At 67.0% G+C, this 16,055-nt stretch carries 10 protein-coding genes; 6 read left to right on the top strand and 4 right to left on the bottom strand.

Going from position 1 to position 16,055, the window contains the following annotated elements:
• Positions 1 to 512: 512 nt before the first annotated feature.
• Entirely contained in the window at positions 513 to 1,361 is an 849-nt protein-coding gene (locus CEY09_RS29735; protein WP_088591358.1) for a class I SAM-dependent methyltransferase, read from the bottom strand.
• A 137-nt stretch (positions 1,362 to 1,498) separates the two neighbouring features.
• On the opposite strand from CEY09_RS29735, the gene CEY09_RS29730 reads away from it, so the two are divergent.
• The 3 genes from CEY09_RS29730 (at position 1,499) to CEY09_RS29720 (ending at position 5,175) form a co-directional block, all read left to right on the top strand.
• Positions 1,499 to 3,538 carry a transcriptional regulator gene (locus CEY09_RS29730; RefSeq protein WP_167390187.1) on the top strand — a complete coding sequence of 680 codons (2,040 nt, stop codon included), beginning with the start codon at positions 1,499 to 1,501 and terminating at the stop codon, positions 3,536 to 3,538.
• A gap of 99 nt (positions 3,539 to 3,637) precedes the next feature.
• Positions 3,638 to 4,333 (top strand): PadR family transcriptional regulator, encoded by a 696-nt coding sequence (locus tag CEY09_RS29725; RefSeq protein ID WP_234818428.1) that lies wholly within the window; start codon positions 3,638 to 3,640, stop codon positions 4,331 to 4,333.
• A 26-nt stretch (positions 4,334 to 4,359) separates the two neighbouring features.
• A complete protein-coding gene (locus CEY09_RS29720; RefSeq protein WP_088591356.1) occupies positions 4,360 to 5,175 on the top strand; it encodes a siderophore-interacting protein in 816 nt (271 codons plus the stop codon).
• Between the two features lie 19 nt (positions 5,176 to 5,194).
• On the opposite strand, the gene CEY09_RS29715 is transcribed toward CEY09_RS29720, so the two are convergent.
• The gene (locus tag CEY09_RS29715) at positions 5,195 to 6,079 is read right to left on the bottom strand and encodes a LysR family transcriptional regulator (protein ID WP_088591355.1); all 885 of its coding nucleotides are present in this window, start codon (positions 6,077 to 6,079) and stop codon (positions 5,195 to 5,197) included.
• Positions 6,080 to 6,183: 104 nt separating this feature from the next.
• Between CEY09_RS29715 and CEY09_RS29710 the strand changes: the two genes are divergently transcribed.
• Complete coding sequence (locus CEY09_RS29710) at positions 6,184 to 7,044, top strand: isocitrate lyase/PEP mutase family protein (protein WP_006222460.1); 861 nt, start codon at positions 6,184 to 6,186, stop codon at positions 7,042 to 7,044.
• A gap of 20 nt (positions 7,045 to 7,064) precedes the next feature.
• On the opposite strand, the gene CEY09_RS29705 is transcribed toward CEY09_RS29710, so the two are convergent.
• Together CEY09_RS29705 and CEY09_RS29700 are read right to left on the bottom strand one after the other, a co-directional pair.
• Complete coding sequence (locus tag CEY09_RS29705) at positions 7,065 to 9,953, bottom strand: WG repeat-containing protein (RefSeq protein ID WP_088591354.1); 2,889 nt, start codon at positions 9,951 to 9,953, stop codon at positions 7,065 to 7,067.
• A 2-nt stretch (positions 9,954 to 9,955) separates the two neighbouring features.
• Positions 9,956 to 13,066, bottom strand: a complete 3,111-nt coding sequence (locus CEY09_RS29700) for a WG repeat-containing protein (RefSeq protein ID WP_088591353.1) — start codon at positions 13,064 to 13,066, stop codon at positions 9,956 to 9,958.
• A 252-nt stretch (positions 13,067 to 13,318) separates the two neighbouring features.
• On the opposite strand from CEY09_RS29700, the gene CEY09_RS29695 reads away from it, so the two are divergent.
• Both CEY09_RS29695 and CEY09_RS29690 read left to right on the top strand, forming a co-directional pair.
• Complete coding sequence (locus tag CEY09_RS29695) at positions 13,319 to 14,725, top strand: sensor histidine kinase (RefSeq protein ID WP_088591352.1); 1,407 nt, start codon at positions 13,319 to 13,321, stop codon at positions 14,723 to 14,725.
• Positions 14,726 to 14,810: 85 nt separating this feature from the next.
• Positions 14,811 to 16,055 (top strand): MFS transporter, encoded by a 1,245-nt coding sequence (locus tag CEY09_RS29690; protein ID WP_088591351.1) that lies wholly within the window; start codon positions 14,811 to 14,813, stop codon positions 16,053 to 16,055.

Below are 16,055 nucleotides of genomic sequence, written 5' to 3'. Positions count from 1 at the left end.
CGATTGAAGGTGACTTCATACCCCGGCTTCACGTAGGCTCCGCCCTTTCCGAAGCCGCTACGCATTCCGGGATGCACCTACGATCTTTGCCTTCAGGAGATGGCCCGGCGAGGCAACCTGCGAACGCTCGAGCCGCCCGAGTCGCCTCGAGTGAAATCGTTGGCGAATTTACACTGGGCCTCATGGCAGAAGCCGCATTACCGGGCGAGGCGAGACAAATCGGCCTGAATAATGAGACATTGCGCCGGATCGCGGCTGGGGGATTCGAACGCGGCGCCTGACGGCAGCAGGCTTGCGCCAGCCGCCGCCGACAGGCGTATGATTTCAGGCAGAGGATCAGTCCCGGCCTGGCCCGGGCCGCAGCCCGCGTGCCAGCTTTGCATGTCACTGCTTCGCGTCGTTCGTCCCGCTCCGTGCGCGGAAGGGCGTAAAGGCGTCGCGCCATGGACCATCTACTGCTTGCTGCCTGCCCGAATGACCCCGGCGGTAAGGGGTCTGGGATCGCCGCCCGGCTATCGGCGCGTGATCACGATCTCAAGGTATTCACTGGGCACCACCATCCCGGCGTCGCTAGAGCGATTGAACCGGTCTATTTGCGCTATCAGATCGCTTTCCAGGGCGGCTTGCGCCGCAGGTTCCAACGCAGCAAACGCTTTAAGAAGCGGCCCGTAATAGGTCTTGAAGACCTGCAGCCAATGTTCGGGCGAACGATAGCGGAACACGAAGTGGCGGGGTTCGGCCTGGATGGCGGAGGCGTGGGCGCCGAACATCTCGTCGATGCGCGCCCGGGTGCCCCACAGCGCGGGCGATTTGACGCCGGCCGGCGGGGGCAGGTGCTTGCCGATGGTCTTGAAGATTTGGCCGATGAAGCCCTCGGGCGTCCAGTTGGCCATGCCGATCTTGCCACCTGGGCGGCAGACGCGGACCAGTTCGGCGGCGGCCTTGTCGTGATCGGCCGTGAACATCACGCCGAAGGTGGAAACGACGGCGTCGAAGCTGGCGGGTGCAAAGGGCAGGGCCTCGGCATCGGCTTCCTGGAATTCGACCTTCAGTCGTTCGGCCGCGGCGCGTTCACGGGCGCGTCCCAGCAGCGCGGGCACGTAGTCGGTGGCGACCACCTCGCACCAGCGGCGGGCCGCGGCCAGCGAGGCGTTGCCGTTGCCAGCTGCGACATCAAGCACTTTCTGTCCGGCGCGGACGTCGAGGGATTCGCACAGCTGCTCGCCGACGATCTGCAACGTGGTGCCGACGACGGCATAGTCTCCGGAAGACCAGGTGGCTTGCTGGCGGGTCTTCAGGGCGGCCAGATCGGGCTGCGCGGCGGCTTGAGGTTGCGCAACGGCGGTGGCGGATATGGACATGGTCTGTCTCCATTAGTACGGGGGGAAAGCGACAGCGGACATCGCCGGCGCCGAGCGGCATCACAGACAAGGGCGCGAAGGCAGGTGCGTGTCGTGCGATCCGGAGTCAACCGTAGTTCCCGTGCGTGGAGCGGACCGTGGTAGCCGGCGTGGAATCTGCGGCGGCAAGGCACCCGGATTTTCCCCAGGATGCCGCCGCCATTCGTATCCACATGCTTGGGTCGATGGCGATCTTGCGGGGGGACGCCGCCTTGGCGTTGCCACCCTCGCGCAAGCTCCGCGCGTTGATCGCCTATCTTGCGCTTGCTCCGCATGCCGTGACGCGCACGCATCTGTGCGAGCTGCTTTGGGACGTTCCGAACGATCCCCGAGGCGAACTGCGCTGGTGTCTCAGCAAGGCAAGAACCTTGCTTGACGAGCCCGACCGCCGACGAATTCAGGCAACGCCAGAGACGGTGGCGCTCGATTTGCACGACTGCCTTGTCGACGTCCTGGATATCGAGCAGGCGATGCGGCAGGGCATCAGTAGTGTGGGCGTGGATAGGCTGCGCCGGCTGGCGGCGCTATTCGCGGGCGAGTTCCTGGATGGCCTGCAGCTCAGGGCGTGCCCGGTCTTCGATAGCTGGATGGTGGCGCAACGGCGGCGATTGAGAGCCTGCCAGGCGGTGGTGCTGGAGCACCTGGCCGCGTGCCTGCCAACCGAGTCCGAAGAGCGCTACGGCTGCCTGGACAATTGGTTGCGGTTGGCCCCGTACGACCGGCGCGCACACGCGTTGATGCTGCAGTCGCTAAGCGACCGGGGGCGGCTTCGCGAGGGAGAAGAACACCTGGCTGCCGCGATACGCGCCTTCGAGGACGAGGGGCTGGATTGGCGGCCCCTGCGCGATGCCTGGCGGCAGCTTCGGCTATCGCCCGGCGGCTCGCCGGAACCGGCGGCTGACGCCGCGAAGGCACCGATTGCCGACTCGTCCGACGGCGGCAGGGAAAGAACCGGACGGGCCTCGATCGCGGTCATGCCATTTACGAACGCCGCGGCGCGCAGCGGCGTGCGGGGCGGGTTGGGGGACGGGTTGGCCTACGACATCATCACCCGGTTGGCCAAGCTGCGCAGCCTGTTCGTCATCGCGCAGGGGACGGTCTTCGCCCTGGACCAGCGCAGCGTGGGGCCGGAAGAGGCCGGCCGGACGCTGAATGTGGACTTCGTGGTGAGCGGCTCGCTGCGCCGGCACGCCAAGCGGATCATCGTGGACGTGGCGCTCGTCGAATCGCGGACGGCGCGCATCGTGTGGGCAGAGACCTTCGACCATGCGCTGGACGACGCATTCGTCGCACTGGACGAGATCGGCAACCGGATCGTCGCGTCGATCGAAATCGAGGTCGAATCCGCCGAGCGCAACCGGGCCATTCTCACGCCGCCGAATTCGTTGGACGCGTGGTCGGCCCATCACCGCGGCCTGTGGCACATGTACCGGTTCAACCAGGCGGACAACGCGCTGGCGCGACATTTTTTCCAGATGGCGGTGCGGCTGGACCCCACGTATTCCCGGGCCTACGCGGGGCTGTCGTTTACCCACTGGCAGGACGCGTTCCAGCGCTGGGGCGAGCAGCAGCCCGCGATGGACCTGGCGTTCAAGACCGCCGGTCAAGGCCTGATCGCCGACGACCGCGACCCCGCGGCACATTGGGCCATGGGCCGCGCACTGTGGCTGCGCGGCACTCAGGACCCATCGCTGGCGGAATTACAGCGTGCCGTCGATCTGAGCCCCAATTTCGCCCTGGGGCATTACTCGTTGGGGTTTGTCCATTGCCAATCAGGGGACGCCCTGGCGGCCATCGGGTCGGCGGACCATTCGCGCCATCTGAGTCCCTTCGACCCCCTGATGTTCGGCATGCTGGCCGTCCGCGCGCTGGCGCTGGTCCGGTTGGGACGGATCGAGGAGGCTGCCGACTGGGCGCTCAAGGCCGCGATGCGTCCCAATGCCCACGTGCACATCCTGGCGATCGCCGCCCATTGCCTGGCCATCGCTGACCGGGTGGACGAAGCGCTGGGCTTCCTGCCGTTGATCCGCAAGTCGCATCCCGCCTACCGCGTGGGTGACCTCCTGGCTGCGTTCCGCCTGACGCCCGAGGTGCAGGTCTTGTTCAGAGAGGGCGCCAGGCGGATCGGGTTGGAGTGACGCCCGATGCGGGGCGGGTGGAACGCCGCGCTTGACGTCGGGTTTTTTGCGGGTGTATCGTAAGATATATATCTAAAGATACATCTTAAGAGCGAATCCATGCGCCATTCCCATTTTCACCATGAGCATCACGGCCACCACGGCCACCATGGGCATCACGCCCACCATCCCCATCACCCCCGCCATGCCGCCTCTAGCGGCGACTGGTTCTCGGGTCCGCCCGACGGCCGGGGCGACGCCGACGGTTTCGGCGGCGACGGGCGCGGGTTCACGCGGGGACGCCGCGTGTCGGCTGACGACCTGCAGCTGATGCTGCTGGGCCTGCTTGAGCAAAGCCCGAGCCACGGCTATGAACTCATCAAGGCGCTGGGCACGCTCAGCAACGGCTTCTATACGCCCAGCCCGGGGATGGTTTACCCCGCGTTGACCTATCTGGAAGAGCTGGGCTACGCCACGGTGGAACAAGAGGGCGCCAAGAAGCGCTATCACCTGGCGGAGCCGGGCAAGGCGCATCTGGAAGCGAACCGCAGCCGCCTGACCCTGATGTTCAATCGTTTCAAGCACATTGCCCGCAAGATGGACTGGATGCGCCAGGCCTGGAGCGGCGAGCCCCGCAGCCTGGGCCCTGAAGGCGAAGACGTGCGTACCGGCTGGCTGCCGGAGTTCGTCGAGGCGCGCCAGGCCATCCGGCAGGCGCTGCTGGACCGCACCGACGCGTCGCCCACCGAGCAACGGCGCATCGCCGCCATCCTGGCGCGTGCCACCGACGAGATCAACGGCAAGCCCTGTGCTTGACCCGTTCCCCTGACACTGGAGTTTTAATGACCCGTAGCGATTTGAACGTGGAGCGCGTGCGCCACAACCTGAAGATGCGCGTGCTGACCGTTGCGCGCATCGAGCGCGTTGCCGGCCTGCTGGCCCGCATCACCTTCACCGGCGACGACCTCGCGGACTTCGTGTCCGCGTCGTTTGACGACCATGTGAAGCTCTTTTTCCCCGCCGACCCGACGCAGCCGCTGGCATTGCCCACCGTCGGCCCGGATGGCGTCAAGTTCCCTGAAGGCGCGCCCAAGCCCGCCGCGCGCGACTACACCCCCCGCAGTTTCGATGCGGCACGCCGCGAGCTTGTCATTGAATTCGTGCTGCACGGCGATGGCCCTGCGTCCACCTGGGCCGAGCAGGCCGCGCCCGGCCAGACGCTGGGCATCGGCGGCCCGCGCGGTTCTTTCGTGGTGCCCAAGGGGTTTGATTGGCATGTGCTGATCGGCGACGAAACGGCGCTGCCCGCCATCGCCCGCCGCCTCGAGGAACTGCCCGCCGCCGCGCAGGCGTTCGTTCTGATCGAGGTGCCGTCCGCCGCCAACCAGATCCCGCTGCCCTCGGCTGCGCAGACGTCCGTGCGCTGGCTGCATCGCGATGGCACGGCGCCGGGCTACAGCACCTTGTTGCTGGAAGCGGCGCGGGAACTGACCTTGCCGCCCGGCGAAGGCTATGTGTGGGTGGCGGCCGAATCCGCCGTGGCCAAGGCCGTGCGTGAAATCATGGTGTCGCAGCATGGCACCGACAAGGCCCGCATCCGCGCAGCCAGCTATTGGAAGCGCGGCGCCGTGGCCGTGCACGAGTCGCACGAAGACTAAGCGCCGCGGCGCGCCGGTTCTAGGCGCGGCCGCCGGCCAGCCGAAGCAGGTTTTCCACCTTGCCGCCCGGCCTGTCCTGACGCACCGCCAGCCCCAGCACCGCGCGCGGCCAGTCCAGCGCGAAAGGGCGGTAGACCACGCCGTCGGGGCGCAGGTGGCGCAATGACGCCGGCACCACCGCCACGCCCATGCCTGCCGCCACCAGGTTCACCGCCGACGACAGCTGCGGCGCGCGTTGGCCGATCAACGGATTCAGGCCGTGCTGCCGGCATGCCGCCATGATGTCCGCGCTGAGCCCGTACCCCGACTTGCGCGAATACAGGATGAAGCGTTCCTGCGTCAGGTCCGCGGGCGCCAGCCGCTTCTTTCGCGCCAGCGCATGGCCCAGCGGCAGGGCCACCACCAGCGGTTCTTCCGCCAACTGCGTGAACGTCAACCCGCCGTCCAGCGCAAAGGGCGGGCGCACGAAGGCGGCGTCGATCGCGCCTTCGCGCAGCTGCGCCACCAGCGTCTCGCTATCGCCTTGCGACAGGGTCATTTCCACATCGGGATACTGTTGCCGGTATTGGCGGATCAGCTCCGTCACGACACCGTTGAACGACGCGGATTCGGTGAAACCCAGGGTCAGTTCGCCGACCTCGCCACGCGCGGCGCGTTGCGCCGTCTGCACGGCGGCCTGCGCGCGTTGCAGGATGTCTTGCGCGCACACCAGGAATGCGCGGCCGGCGTCGTTCAGCGCGACGCCGCGGCCCGTGCGGTCAAACAGCGGCGTGCCGACCTCTTGCTCCAGCTGGCGGATCTGCTGGCTGAGCGGGGGCTGCGCCATGCCCAGCAGTTCGGCCGCACGCGTGAAATGCTGCGCCTCGGCGGTCACGACGAAATAGCGCAAATGGCGCAGTTCCATATTGATACCTGAAAAGTACTGATTATCAATTTTCCATATATTGGACATTCTATTGCGGCCAGCCGATGATGCATACATCGACGCATCTTCATCAAGGAACCGCCATGAATGCTCCCGTCAAACCCAGCACCCTGTTGCGCCAGCACCTGGCCCGCGACATCGTCGTGGCGCCCGGCGCCTATGACGGCATGTCGGCCCGGCTGGTGGCCGCCGCGGGATTCAACGCCGTCTACGCCAGTGGCGGCGCCATCGCGCGTGCGGCAGGCTATCCGGATATCGGCCTCTTGAGCTTCACCGAAGTGATGGATCGGGTCGAGAAGATCGTCGACGCCAGCGGCCTGCCGGTCGTGGCGGACGCAGACACCGGTTTCGGCGGATCGGCCAACGTGGAACGCACCGTGCGCATCATGGAGCGCGCGGGTGTCGCCGCCTTCCATATCGAAGACCAGTCCTTTCCCAAGCGCTGCGGCCATCTGGACGACAAGAGCCTTGTGGACACGGACGAGATGTGCCGCAAGGTGCACATCGCGCGCCAGACGCTGTCGGACGCCGACGCACTGGTCATCGCGCGCACGGATGCGATTGCGGTGGAAGGGTTTGATGCGGCGATTGCGCGTGCCGAACGCTACGTGAAAGCGGGCGCGGACATGGTGTTCGTGGAAGCGCCCGAAACGCTGGAGCAGATCCGCGCCATCGCCGAGCGCCTGCCGGGCCTGAAGCTCATCAACATGTTCTATGGCGGCAAGACGCCGCTGGTGCCGCTGCCCGACTTGGCCGCGATGGGCTATCGCCTGGCCATCATTCCGTCGGACCTGCAGCGCGCCGCCATCCATGCCATGCAGGCCACGCTGGCCGCCATCAAGCAGACCGGCGACAGCAGCGCGCTGGCCGATCGCCTGACGAGCTTCAAGGAACGCGAAGCCATCGTGCAGACCCAGCGCTACCTGGCGCTGGACGCGCAATAGGCGTCCAGCGGCAAGACGGCTTAGCGGCGGCAGCGCGCCGGCAAGGACAGCGGCCACAGGCGCTGGCCGGCGCTGCCGTAAAGCGTGCGCATGCCGCACACCATTTCGACGCGTGCCAACGCGTTGCCGGCGGGGTCGATGATCTTCGACAGCTCCATCGTGGAGACCACCGCACGCTGGTCCGCAAACGGCGTGACTGCGTTGTAGTCGGTCGGGATGACGAACTTGCCCGCGCCGTCCACGTAGCCGAAGTTGCGCTCTGTGCGGGCGGGCGCCAGGCCGTCATGCAAGGCGCCCAGCGCGTCGAACGCGGGGCCGTTCAACGCGCCCTTGCCGTCGACGGCACGCACTGCGCTGGTGGACAGTTGCGTCACCGCGCGGCCTTCCGAATAGGCGGATCCCGTGCCTTCCACCTTGATGCGCGCCTTGCCGTCCAGGCCCACGTAATCCGTCATGGCCTTGCCGTTGGCAACATAGTGGCGAAGCAGCAAGGCCGAGCCCTGCGGCCAGCGCCAGTCGCCGGCGGGCAGGGTGGCGACGGTCTTGCCCGTGGTGTCGATCAGACGCGTGCTTGCGTCATCCGCGGCCAGCGCGCGGGCGGGCGAGCCTTGGAAGACCGAGCCGACCGCCGCCATGGGGCCGATCTGCCATGCGCCCTGGGCATCCAGATAGCCATAGCGCACGGCCCGGCGGATCTCCAGCCAGTCGCCAATGCGGGAATAGGTGGCGTCTTGCAGGTCCTGCACGCCGGAGCCGTCGGCCGCTACGATCCAGCGGTGGTTTTCGCCCGCGGCGGTAATGGAGCCTCCCTCCTCGGCGGATACCTGCAGAAGGCGTTGGAACGACGTCAGCGCGCGGCCCTGGGCATTGAAGACGGCGGCGGGGCGTTCGTAGTCTTCACCCTGCCCGCCGGCCTGCATCACCCGCCACAGCTTGTTATTGACGCGCGCGATGCCGTAATGGCTTGCCGGCAAGACCCATTGCCCCTGCTGGTCGATCACGCCCACGCGATCCGCGCCCAGTGACGCCACCGCCTGGCCGTTCTGGAAGTGGCCGATCTTGCGGAAGGCGGGCGCGGCCAGTTCCTTCTTGGCCACAAAGTCGTACAGACCCCACCGGGCATCGGCGCCGGCGGTCTTCAGGTATCGGACCACGCCCGGCGCCACGATTTGCGTCTGGAAAACGTCAGGCAGGTCGTAGGTCTTGCCGTCGCGGTCGATCATCCGGTTGACGCCATCGGCGTAAACCAGTGCATAGCCGTGGCGGAAATTGCCGATATGCTGCTGCACCGGCAGGCTCATCGGCCGGCCCTGGGCGTCCAGCAGCTGCAGGCCGCGGTCGGTCTCGGCGGCAAAGCGCAACTGATCGGGTTTCAGGACATCGTCGCCGGCCTCGGGTTCGGGGTCGCTCTCGCGGTCGTCGACATCATCCAGTGCAATCAGGTCCGTCCACGACGGGTCGCTCACCAGCGTGCCGTCGGCCAGCAACAGGCCGGCGCCGGACGGGCCGCATTGGCAATGTGACTGGCCCAGCATGGCCAGCGGCCCGCCCGGCATGTTCAACGGCACGGCCCTCAGTTCCGTGTACTGCGCCGCTTCAACCGCCTCGGGATTGAGCAGTACGTGGCCGTCGGCATCCACCACATTGAGCAATCTGCCTTCTCGCTTCTTGACCCACAGCCTGCCCTGGCGCACTTCCATCGATCCGGCCTCGCGCAGCCAGGCGGGCGCCGTGTCGCCATTGAGCCAGACGCCCTTGGGCGTCAAGAGGCCGGCGGGCGTGCCGGTTTGATCGGAGAACAACACAAAGCCCTCTTCGTTCCTGGCGGGCGACAACGCCGCGCCCAGCTTGATGGGGGCGGGCTGACCCGGCACCAGGGCCATGAGCGTCTCGCCGGAGGGGTAGACGATGGTGTCTTGAAAGCGCTGGGAGGCTTGCGCCTCGTCGGGCTTCATGGTCGTGACTAGCGTGCCCGTCGCGTCCAGCACGGCATAGCCTTTGCTGCGGTCCAGTTCGGCGCTCCAGAACGCACGGCCCACAGGCTGCATGCTGCCGTAGCCCTGGTCCAGTCCGCTCACCTTGCCGTCGGCGCCGATCAGCACGGCGCCATCGCGGCCGAAGGCCACGGCGGGTCTGCCGTCGCGTTGCGTCAGGATGTCTTCGTAGGTGGGTTCGACTACCCAGTTCCAATCGCCGTCCACCACGCCGTAACGGCGTTCGTCGTTGATCGCGATGTACAGCCCCTGGCCGTAGGCTTGCGTGATGGTGACGCCGGGCTTGGCGAAGCGGCGTTCGCCATTGATGCCGCGGAATTCCTGCTTGTACTGCACGGCGGCCCGCGCCGGCACGCCGTCGGCCAGAAACAGGTCCTGGATGCCGGCGTCCAGCGGTTCGCCCACGGGTTCACCCTGGCGGTCGATCAGTTGCTGGCGTCCGTCCAGCGTGGCGACCGCCAGGCCGATTTCGGCGTAGTCCTGGACGCTGTCATACCGCGGCGGCACCGCCATGCGGCCTCGCGTATCGATAAACCCCCATTTGCCTTTCCACTGCACGGCGGCCAGGCCGTGGCGGAAATCGCGCACATCTTCAAAGAGCGGGCGAATGGCCAGTCGGCCGTTCTGGTCCAGAAAGCCCCAGGCATGACGACGCAGCGACTGGTCCATGGGAACGCGGTTGATGTTTTCCAGGGCCGAGGGCAGCAGTACGGCGGCGCGCCCGTCAGACAGGGCGCGGATGCAGCCGTTCGCGTAGGGGCTGACGCCGGAGATGTCGTCGGTGTAGGCGTCGGAGCGGTAGCTGCCTTCGTCCAGGCAATACATGTGGCCGGTCTGCGCATGCGCAGACAGGGAGGCGCCCAGCGCGGCAATGGCGCAGGCGAGTCGGGTGGTGCGGATCACGCGTGACGTCATGGTTATTCTGCTTTGGCGTTGTCGAGGGCGGGGGGCGGCGGGTCCGTGGCTTCAAGGCAGGTCAGCGCCTCGGGGGGCCATGTCTGCTTTTCCTCCGCGTCGAAGATCACCACCTTGTCGCACAGCACGCCGAACGTGGCGGCCGCCTTGCCGCGCGTATCGATGAATTCCACCAGCCCGTCGCGGCGGACCATGGCGCGCCCGTCCTGGAAATCACCGGCCCACGTGAAGGCGGGCGGGATCGCATAGCGCCCGGTAAGGTCGATGTAGCCGTACAGCTTGCCGGTGCGTTCCAGGCGACGTGCGCGCGCCAGGCCGTCTTTCATCGGGCCCAGTTCGCTGAAATGCGTGCCCACGACGCGCTTGCCGTTGGCGTTCACGAAGCCCTGCTTGCCGCCGCCGTCGCTGTAGGGCACCACGCCTTCGCTGGCGCGGCTGTACTCCACGGAATAACGGCCCGCAAAGCGCGTGATTTCACGGCCCTGCAGGTCGGTCATGATGGCGCTGGATTCCGAATCGTCCGAGAACAGCAGGCGTTGCATCGATGCCAACGGGATGCCGTCGCCGCGCTTTTCCAGCACCGTCTTGCCACTTTGGTCGATCACGCGGTAGCCCGTTGCCAGGTTGACGCGCGCCAGGCCTTCGGGCTGCACGAAGAACGGATTGAATTCGCCATACAAGGCGGGAATCGCCATGTTGCCGCGGGCATCGATCGCGCCCTCCCGTTCGTCATGGCGCACGATGATCCAGTCGCCGTATTGCTCTTTGCTCTCGGGCTTGCCGTCCGACAGGCGGGTGGCGTGGCCTTGCGTGTCGAACAGCACGGCGCTGCCGTCGGCCACTTCGCCGATATAGCGCCCGTCCTTGATCTTGGCGGGTTTGCCGTAGATGGTGTCGCTGGCCTTGCCCGTGCGCAGGTTGACCATTCGGTATGGGCTGTCCGAGTAACGGTTGGCGCTGGCCTTGGCCTCGGGGTCGTCCACCAGCGTGATGCCGTTGCCCAGGTAATCCATCCTGTAGGCGCTTTCGTGCGTGGGGCGCACGATCCACTGGCCTTCGCGGTTGACGATGCCCCAACGGCCGTCAGCCTGGACGCGGGCCCAATCGTCTTCGAATTCCTCGATCTGTTCGTAAACCGGTTTCAGCGCCGGCGCGCCCAGGCGGATGTTCCAGAGGCCCCAGCGGCGCGCGCGGTTTTCATCAGGCGTGCGGTAGAACAGCAGTTCGCCGTCCAGCCGGCCGGAGTCGGCCGCGACGGCTTCGGGGATCGGCACGGTCTTGCCGCGCGCATCGATCAAGATGGCATCGTCGCGCTGCATCCCCGGCTTGCGGGCCCACGTGTAGGGGCCGCTGAAGTTGCGGATACCGCTGAACTGGGGTCGCACGGCCCAATTTCCCTTGCCGTCGATGGCGCCGAATTTGCCGCCGGTGGTCCGCACGATCAGCGGCATCGTCACGTTGTAGCTCTCGATGGCATCCCATTCCGGATTCGAGACGATTTTGCCGTCGGCCGTCAGGATGGACGGCGGTTGCTGGTAGTCCCCGGTGCGCAGCAACGCCAACGGCATGCCCGTTGCCGCCTGCCCGCGCAACGCCGACTTGCCGGGCGAGAAGGCGCTGATCTGCAACTCGGCCAATTGCGCGGTCGTGGCGGCATCAAGCAGCGGCTTGCCGTCCGGGCCGTAGACCTGGACCAGGACTTCAGGGCCTGCGGGCGCCATGGACGTCGTCTGATCGTCGTCTTCGACCAAGAGTGGCGACACGGTCGCGTCGGCGGCGGCCACAGAGGCCACGTCTGCCACGGAGGCGGATTCTGCGGCGGCGGTGGCATCAGGAGCCGGCGTCGCGACGTCCGTCATGACGGTCGCGGCGGCATCGGCGACCGGCTCCGCGGTGGGGGCATTGCCGGCGGCGTCGGCTGCTTCGGCAACGGTCGCGGCGTCGGCGGCCTCGGCTTCTTCCGGGGCGGCTTCTTTCACGGCGTCCGACAGGCCCGTCGCATGGGTATCGGACTGCGCGGCATCGCCCTCGGGCGTTGCCGCCGGCGCGGCCGAGGCGCCGTAGACCCAGGCGCGCCCCTGATTGATCTCGACGCGGCCATCGCGCAACGCCAATTTCTCAATCTTCCCGCCCGGGCTGATCAGCAGCGTCAAGGTCGTATCGGGCAGATAGCGCCAGCCATCCCGTTCCTGCAGACCCACATAGGGCTGCGAGAAGGTGTGCAGGGTCTGGAACTTGCCGTCCAGCAAGGCCGCTTTGCCGTTTTCGGGCTTGACCAGCCACAGCCCGGACGCCACCCACTGCACGCGTTCGTACCGCGCCGTCGACAGCGAGTTGCCGCGCGCATCGACAAATTCCCATCGATTGTCGCGGCGCACGGCCAGCACGTCGCCGTCGCGCATCGGCGCTTCCTGCGAACGCAGGACGTCCGGCGGCACCGCCCAACGGCCGTTGTCGTCCAGCAGGCCCCACCAGCCGTTGTAGCGGGTTTCGCGCAACTGGGCGGGCAGATAGCCATCCGTCGGGGCGCCAAGCGTCATCACCCCGGGCGGCAAGGTCGCGGCCTTGCCCGTGGCGATATTGAACAGGCGCGGCGGCGTGGGCACTTCCATCGACGCCAGCTTCTGACCCGGCTGGAAACCCCAGGTGCGCGTGCCCAGTTCGAAGGCCTTGACGACCTTGCCCTGACGGTCGATCAGCACATCGCGATCGTCTTCTTCGGCCAAGGCGGTGCCTTCGGCGTTAAAACCCGACGCCATGCCGAAGCGCGGCTTGATGACCCACTGGCCCTTGGTGTCGATATAGCCCCAACGATCGCCCTGGCTGACTGCGGCCAGGCCGTTCTGGAATGGCTTGGCGTCAGAGTAGGCGGGGGCGATGGCCATGCGGCCTTGTTTGTCGATGTAGCCCCAGGTGCCGCTGTCGTCGGCGCGATTTCCGATCAGCACGGCCGCGAAACCTTCGCTGAAGGCCTGGTGGCAATAGGTGTCGGACCCCTGGCCGTAGTAGGTGGTGGTGCACCGGTCAATCCAGGAGTCGGCCTGCGCCGTGCCGGGGATGCCGGGCAAGGCAAACGCCAGGGCCAGCGTCAGGGGCTTGAACGCGGCCCTCATTCTGCGAGGGCGCGGGTCGAAGCCGCGGGTAGGAATACGCCAAGCCGGACGTGCCACATGTCAGGTGCCTGTCAAAATGATGCGAAGGCAGCACTGTAACCAGCAGTAGCAGTCAATGAAGCGACAAATGTAACGATAGAAAAGAAAACGTTAATACGGCGGGCCAGACGTGCCGCCCGAGGGCATGACGAGCGGGAAGGGGGGGCATAGTTGTGTCAAAATGATGCGTCATTTCAGGGACCCATCAGGCGCATGACCGCCCCAGCCGCGCTATCCCCATCCGCCCTGCCGTCCACCCCCGGACACGATGCCTCGCATCGCGCCGAACTGGCCCGGTTGCTATACCGCCAATCCTACGGCGTGCTGTTCGCCAACTTTGCCATCGTGATCCCCGTCGCCTATGTGATGCGCGCCAGCGTGCCGGTCTGGCTGTTGGCCGCGTGGGCCGCCGCGTTGTACCTGCTCACCGCCTTGCGGGTGGTCGTGAACCGCCGGTTCCTGCGGCGCCAGGTCGCCTCCGCGGACGTGCCGCGCTGGGTGTCGGCGTTCTGCGTGCTGTCATGGCTGTCGGGCTTGTTCTGGGGGCTGGCTGGACTGGCCGCGGTGCTCTCGCACGACGACATGATGCTGGCGTTCGGCTGCGTGATGCTGGCCGGCATGTGCAGCGGCGCGGTGCCGTCGCTGTCGGCCTACCCGCCAGCCTACGTGGGATCTGCGCTGGGCATGCTGGCGCCGTTCACTGTGGCCTGCCTGCTCCAGGGCGACGCGCTGCATCTGGTCTACGCCGCCTTCGCGTTCTGCCTGCTGGGCGTGAACATGTATTTCAGCGCCATCACCTACCGCAGCCTGAAGACCACGGTGTCGCTGCGGTTCGAGAACCTGGGCCTGATCGGCGACCTGCAGCGCGAACGCGACCGCGTGGCCGCCGCCGACCAGGCCAAGACGCGCTTCCTGGCGGCCGCCGGGCACGATCTGCGTCAACCGGTCCATGCATTGAGCCTGTTCACCGACATCCTGGCCAGCCGCGCCCAGCAGGGCGACGCCAGCCCGAAAGACGTGTTGCACGTTGCGCAACGCCAGCAAACCGTCCTGGCCAGCCTGAACCGTCTGTTGGACGGCTTGCTGGACGTGTCCCGTATGGACGCGCACCTGCTGCGCATCGAGCGCCGCCCCGTCAGCCTGGACGCGCTGTTCGACGAGATCCGGCAGGACTTCGAGCCGCAGGCGCAGGCGCAAGGGTTGCGGCTGTCTGTCCTGCCCACGCCTCTGGTGCTGGAGACCGATCCCACCCTGTTGCGCCGCATCCTGCACAACCTGTTGAGCAACGCGCTCTCGTACACGCCCCAAGGCGGGGTGTTGCTGTGCGCCCGTCCGCGGGCCGGTGGCGCGCTGATTCAGGTGTGGGACACGGGCGTGGGCATCGCGCCGGACGCGCAAGAGGCCGTCTTCAATGAATTCACGCGCGTGGGCGACGCGCCCGCGGGGCAGGGCCTGGGCTTGGGGTTGGGGCTGGCGATCGTGCGGCGGCTGACGGGGCTGCTGGGTTTTGACCTCCAGTTGCGGTCCACACCGGGCAAGGGATCGGTGTTTTCGGTCCGCGCGCCTGCGTCCGCGCGGTCCGGTCACATTCCTGCTGAGCATGCAGCGGACAAAAAATAATCAGTTGATGCGCGGACGCGGCTCTTCTGTAATGGACGCCAGGCGCCCTTGATCGCAAGGCGTCGCGTCCGACAGGAGAACCGCCATGCCGTCCCCGCTTGCCCCGTCTTCCCCGGATGTCTCGCGGCTGTGGCTGCTGGTGCTTGCAGGCGGCATCGTCATGGGCCTGGCCCTGGGCGTACGCCACGTGCAGGGCCTGTTTCTCTTGCCGGTATCGATGGACCGGGGCTGGAGCCGCGAAACCTTCGCCATGGCGATGGCCATCCAGAACCTGACCTGGGGCATCGCGCAACCCTTCACCGGCATGGTGGCCGACCGCTACGGGTCGGCCAAGGTCATCGTCGTAGGACTCGCGTTCTACGCGCTGGGCCTGGCCGGCATGGCCTACGCCGCGACGCCGGCGGCCTTCCTGCTGACGGCGGGCGTGTGCATCGGCATTGCGCTGTCCGGCACCGCGTTCGCAGTCATCTACGGCGCGCTGAGCCGCCTGGTGCCGCCCGAACGCCGCGGCTGGGCGCTGGGCGTGGCGGGCGCCGTGGGCGGGCTGGGCCAGTTCACCATGGTGCCGGCGGCGCAGTGGCTGATCGCAGGCTGGGGCTGGGTGAACGCCTTGCTGGTGTTTGCATTGCTGCTGGCGATTGTGCTGCCGTTGGCCCGGCCCTTGCGCGAACCGGCCCGTGCCGGGCACGATCCGGCGGCGCCGGATGCAGGCCTGTCGCTGCGGGCATCCATCCGCGAAGCCTTCGTGCAGCCCGGGTTCTGGTTGTTGAACCTGGGTTTTCTGGCTTGCGGTTTCCAATTGGCGTTCATCGGCACGCACCTGCCTGCCTACCTGATGGACAAAGGCCTGCGCGCGACCGACGCCGTGGGGGCGTTGGCAATCATTGCGCTGACCAACGTCGCGGGCACGTATGTCTGCGGCATCCTGGGGGCGCGGCATCGACGTAAATACCTGCTGGCCGGCATCTATCTGGTGCGCACCGCCGCCATCGCGCTGTTCCTGTTGCTGCCGCTATCGACCTGGACGGTTTACGCGTTCGCGGCCGTCATGGGCTTCGTGTGGCTGGGCACCGTGCCGCTGACCAACGGGTTGATTGCGCAGGTCTTCGGCGTGCGCTACCTGACCACGCTGTTCGGCTTCGTGTTCTTCGGCCATCAGCTGGGTTCGTTCCTGGGCGTGTGGTTGGGCGGCATCGTGTTCGAAGCCACCCGGTCCTATGACCTGATCTGGATGGGGGCGATGGCGCTGGGCGTCCTGTCGGCCCTGCTGCACTGGCCGATAGACGACCGCGAGCTCACGCGGGCGCGTCCCGTCGCCGCGCCTGGCTGA

The organism is Achromobacter marplatensis, assembly GCF_002209535.1.
Lineage (GTDB): Bacteria > Pseudomonadota > Gammaproteobacteria > Burkholderiales > Burkholderiaceae_B > Achromobacter > Achromobacter marplatensis.
The sequence above is the reverse complement of the archived record's forward strand: the minus strand, read 5'-3'. Positions and strand labels throughout refer to the sequence as shown.

Excerpts from the sequence above, each read along its gene's own strand:
- CEY09_RS29725 (WP_234818428.1), top strand. The coding sequence starts at position 3,638 with ATGCGCCATTCCCATTTTCACCATGAGCATCACGGCCACCACGGCCAC.
- CEY09_RS29700 (WP_088591353.1), bottom strand. The coding sequence starts at position 13,066 with ATGAGGGCCGCGTTCAAGCCCCTGACGCTGGCCCTGGCGTTTGCCTTG.
- CEY09_RS29710 (WP_006222460.1), top strand. The coding sequence starts at position 6,184 with ATGAATGCTCCCGTCAAACCCAGCACCCTGTTGCGCCAGCACCTGGCC.
- CEY09_RS29715 (WP_088591355.1), bottom strand. The coding sequence starts at position 6,079 with ATGGAACTGCGCCATTTGCGCTATTTCGTCGTGACCGCCGAGGCGCAG.
- CEY09_RS29735 (WP_088591358.1), bottom strand. The coding sequence starts at position 1,361 with ATGTCCATATCCGCCACCGCCGTTGCGCAACCTCAAGCCGCCGCGCAG.
- CEY09_RS29705 (WP_088591354.1), bottom strand. The coding sequence starts at position 9,953 with ATGACGTCACGCGTGATCCGCACCACCCGACTCGCCTGCGCCATTGCC.
- CEY09_RS29720 (WP_088591356.1), top strand. The coding sequence starts at position 4,360 with ATGACCCGTAGCGATTTGAACGTGGAGCGCGTGCGCCACAACCTGAAG.
- CEY09_RS29690 (WP_088591351.1), top strand. The coding sequence starts at position 14,811 with ATGCCGTCCCCGCTTGCCCCGTCTTCCCCGGATGTCTCGCGGCTGTGG.
- CEY09_RS29695 (WP_088591352.1), top strand. The coding sequence starts at position 13,319 with ATGACCGCCCCAGCCGCGCTATCCCCATCCGCCCTGCCGTCCACCCCC.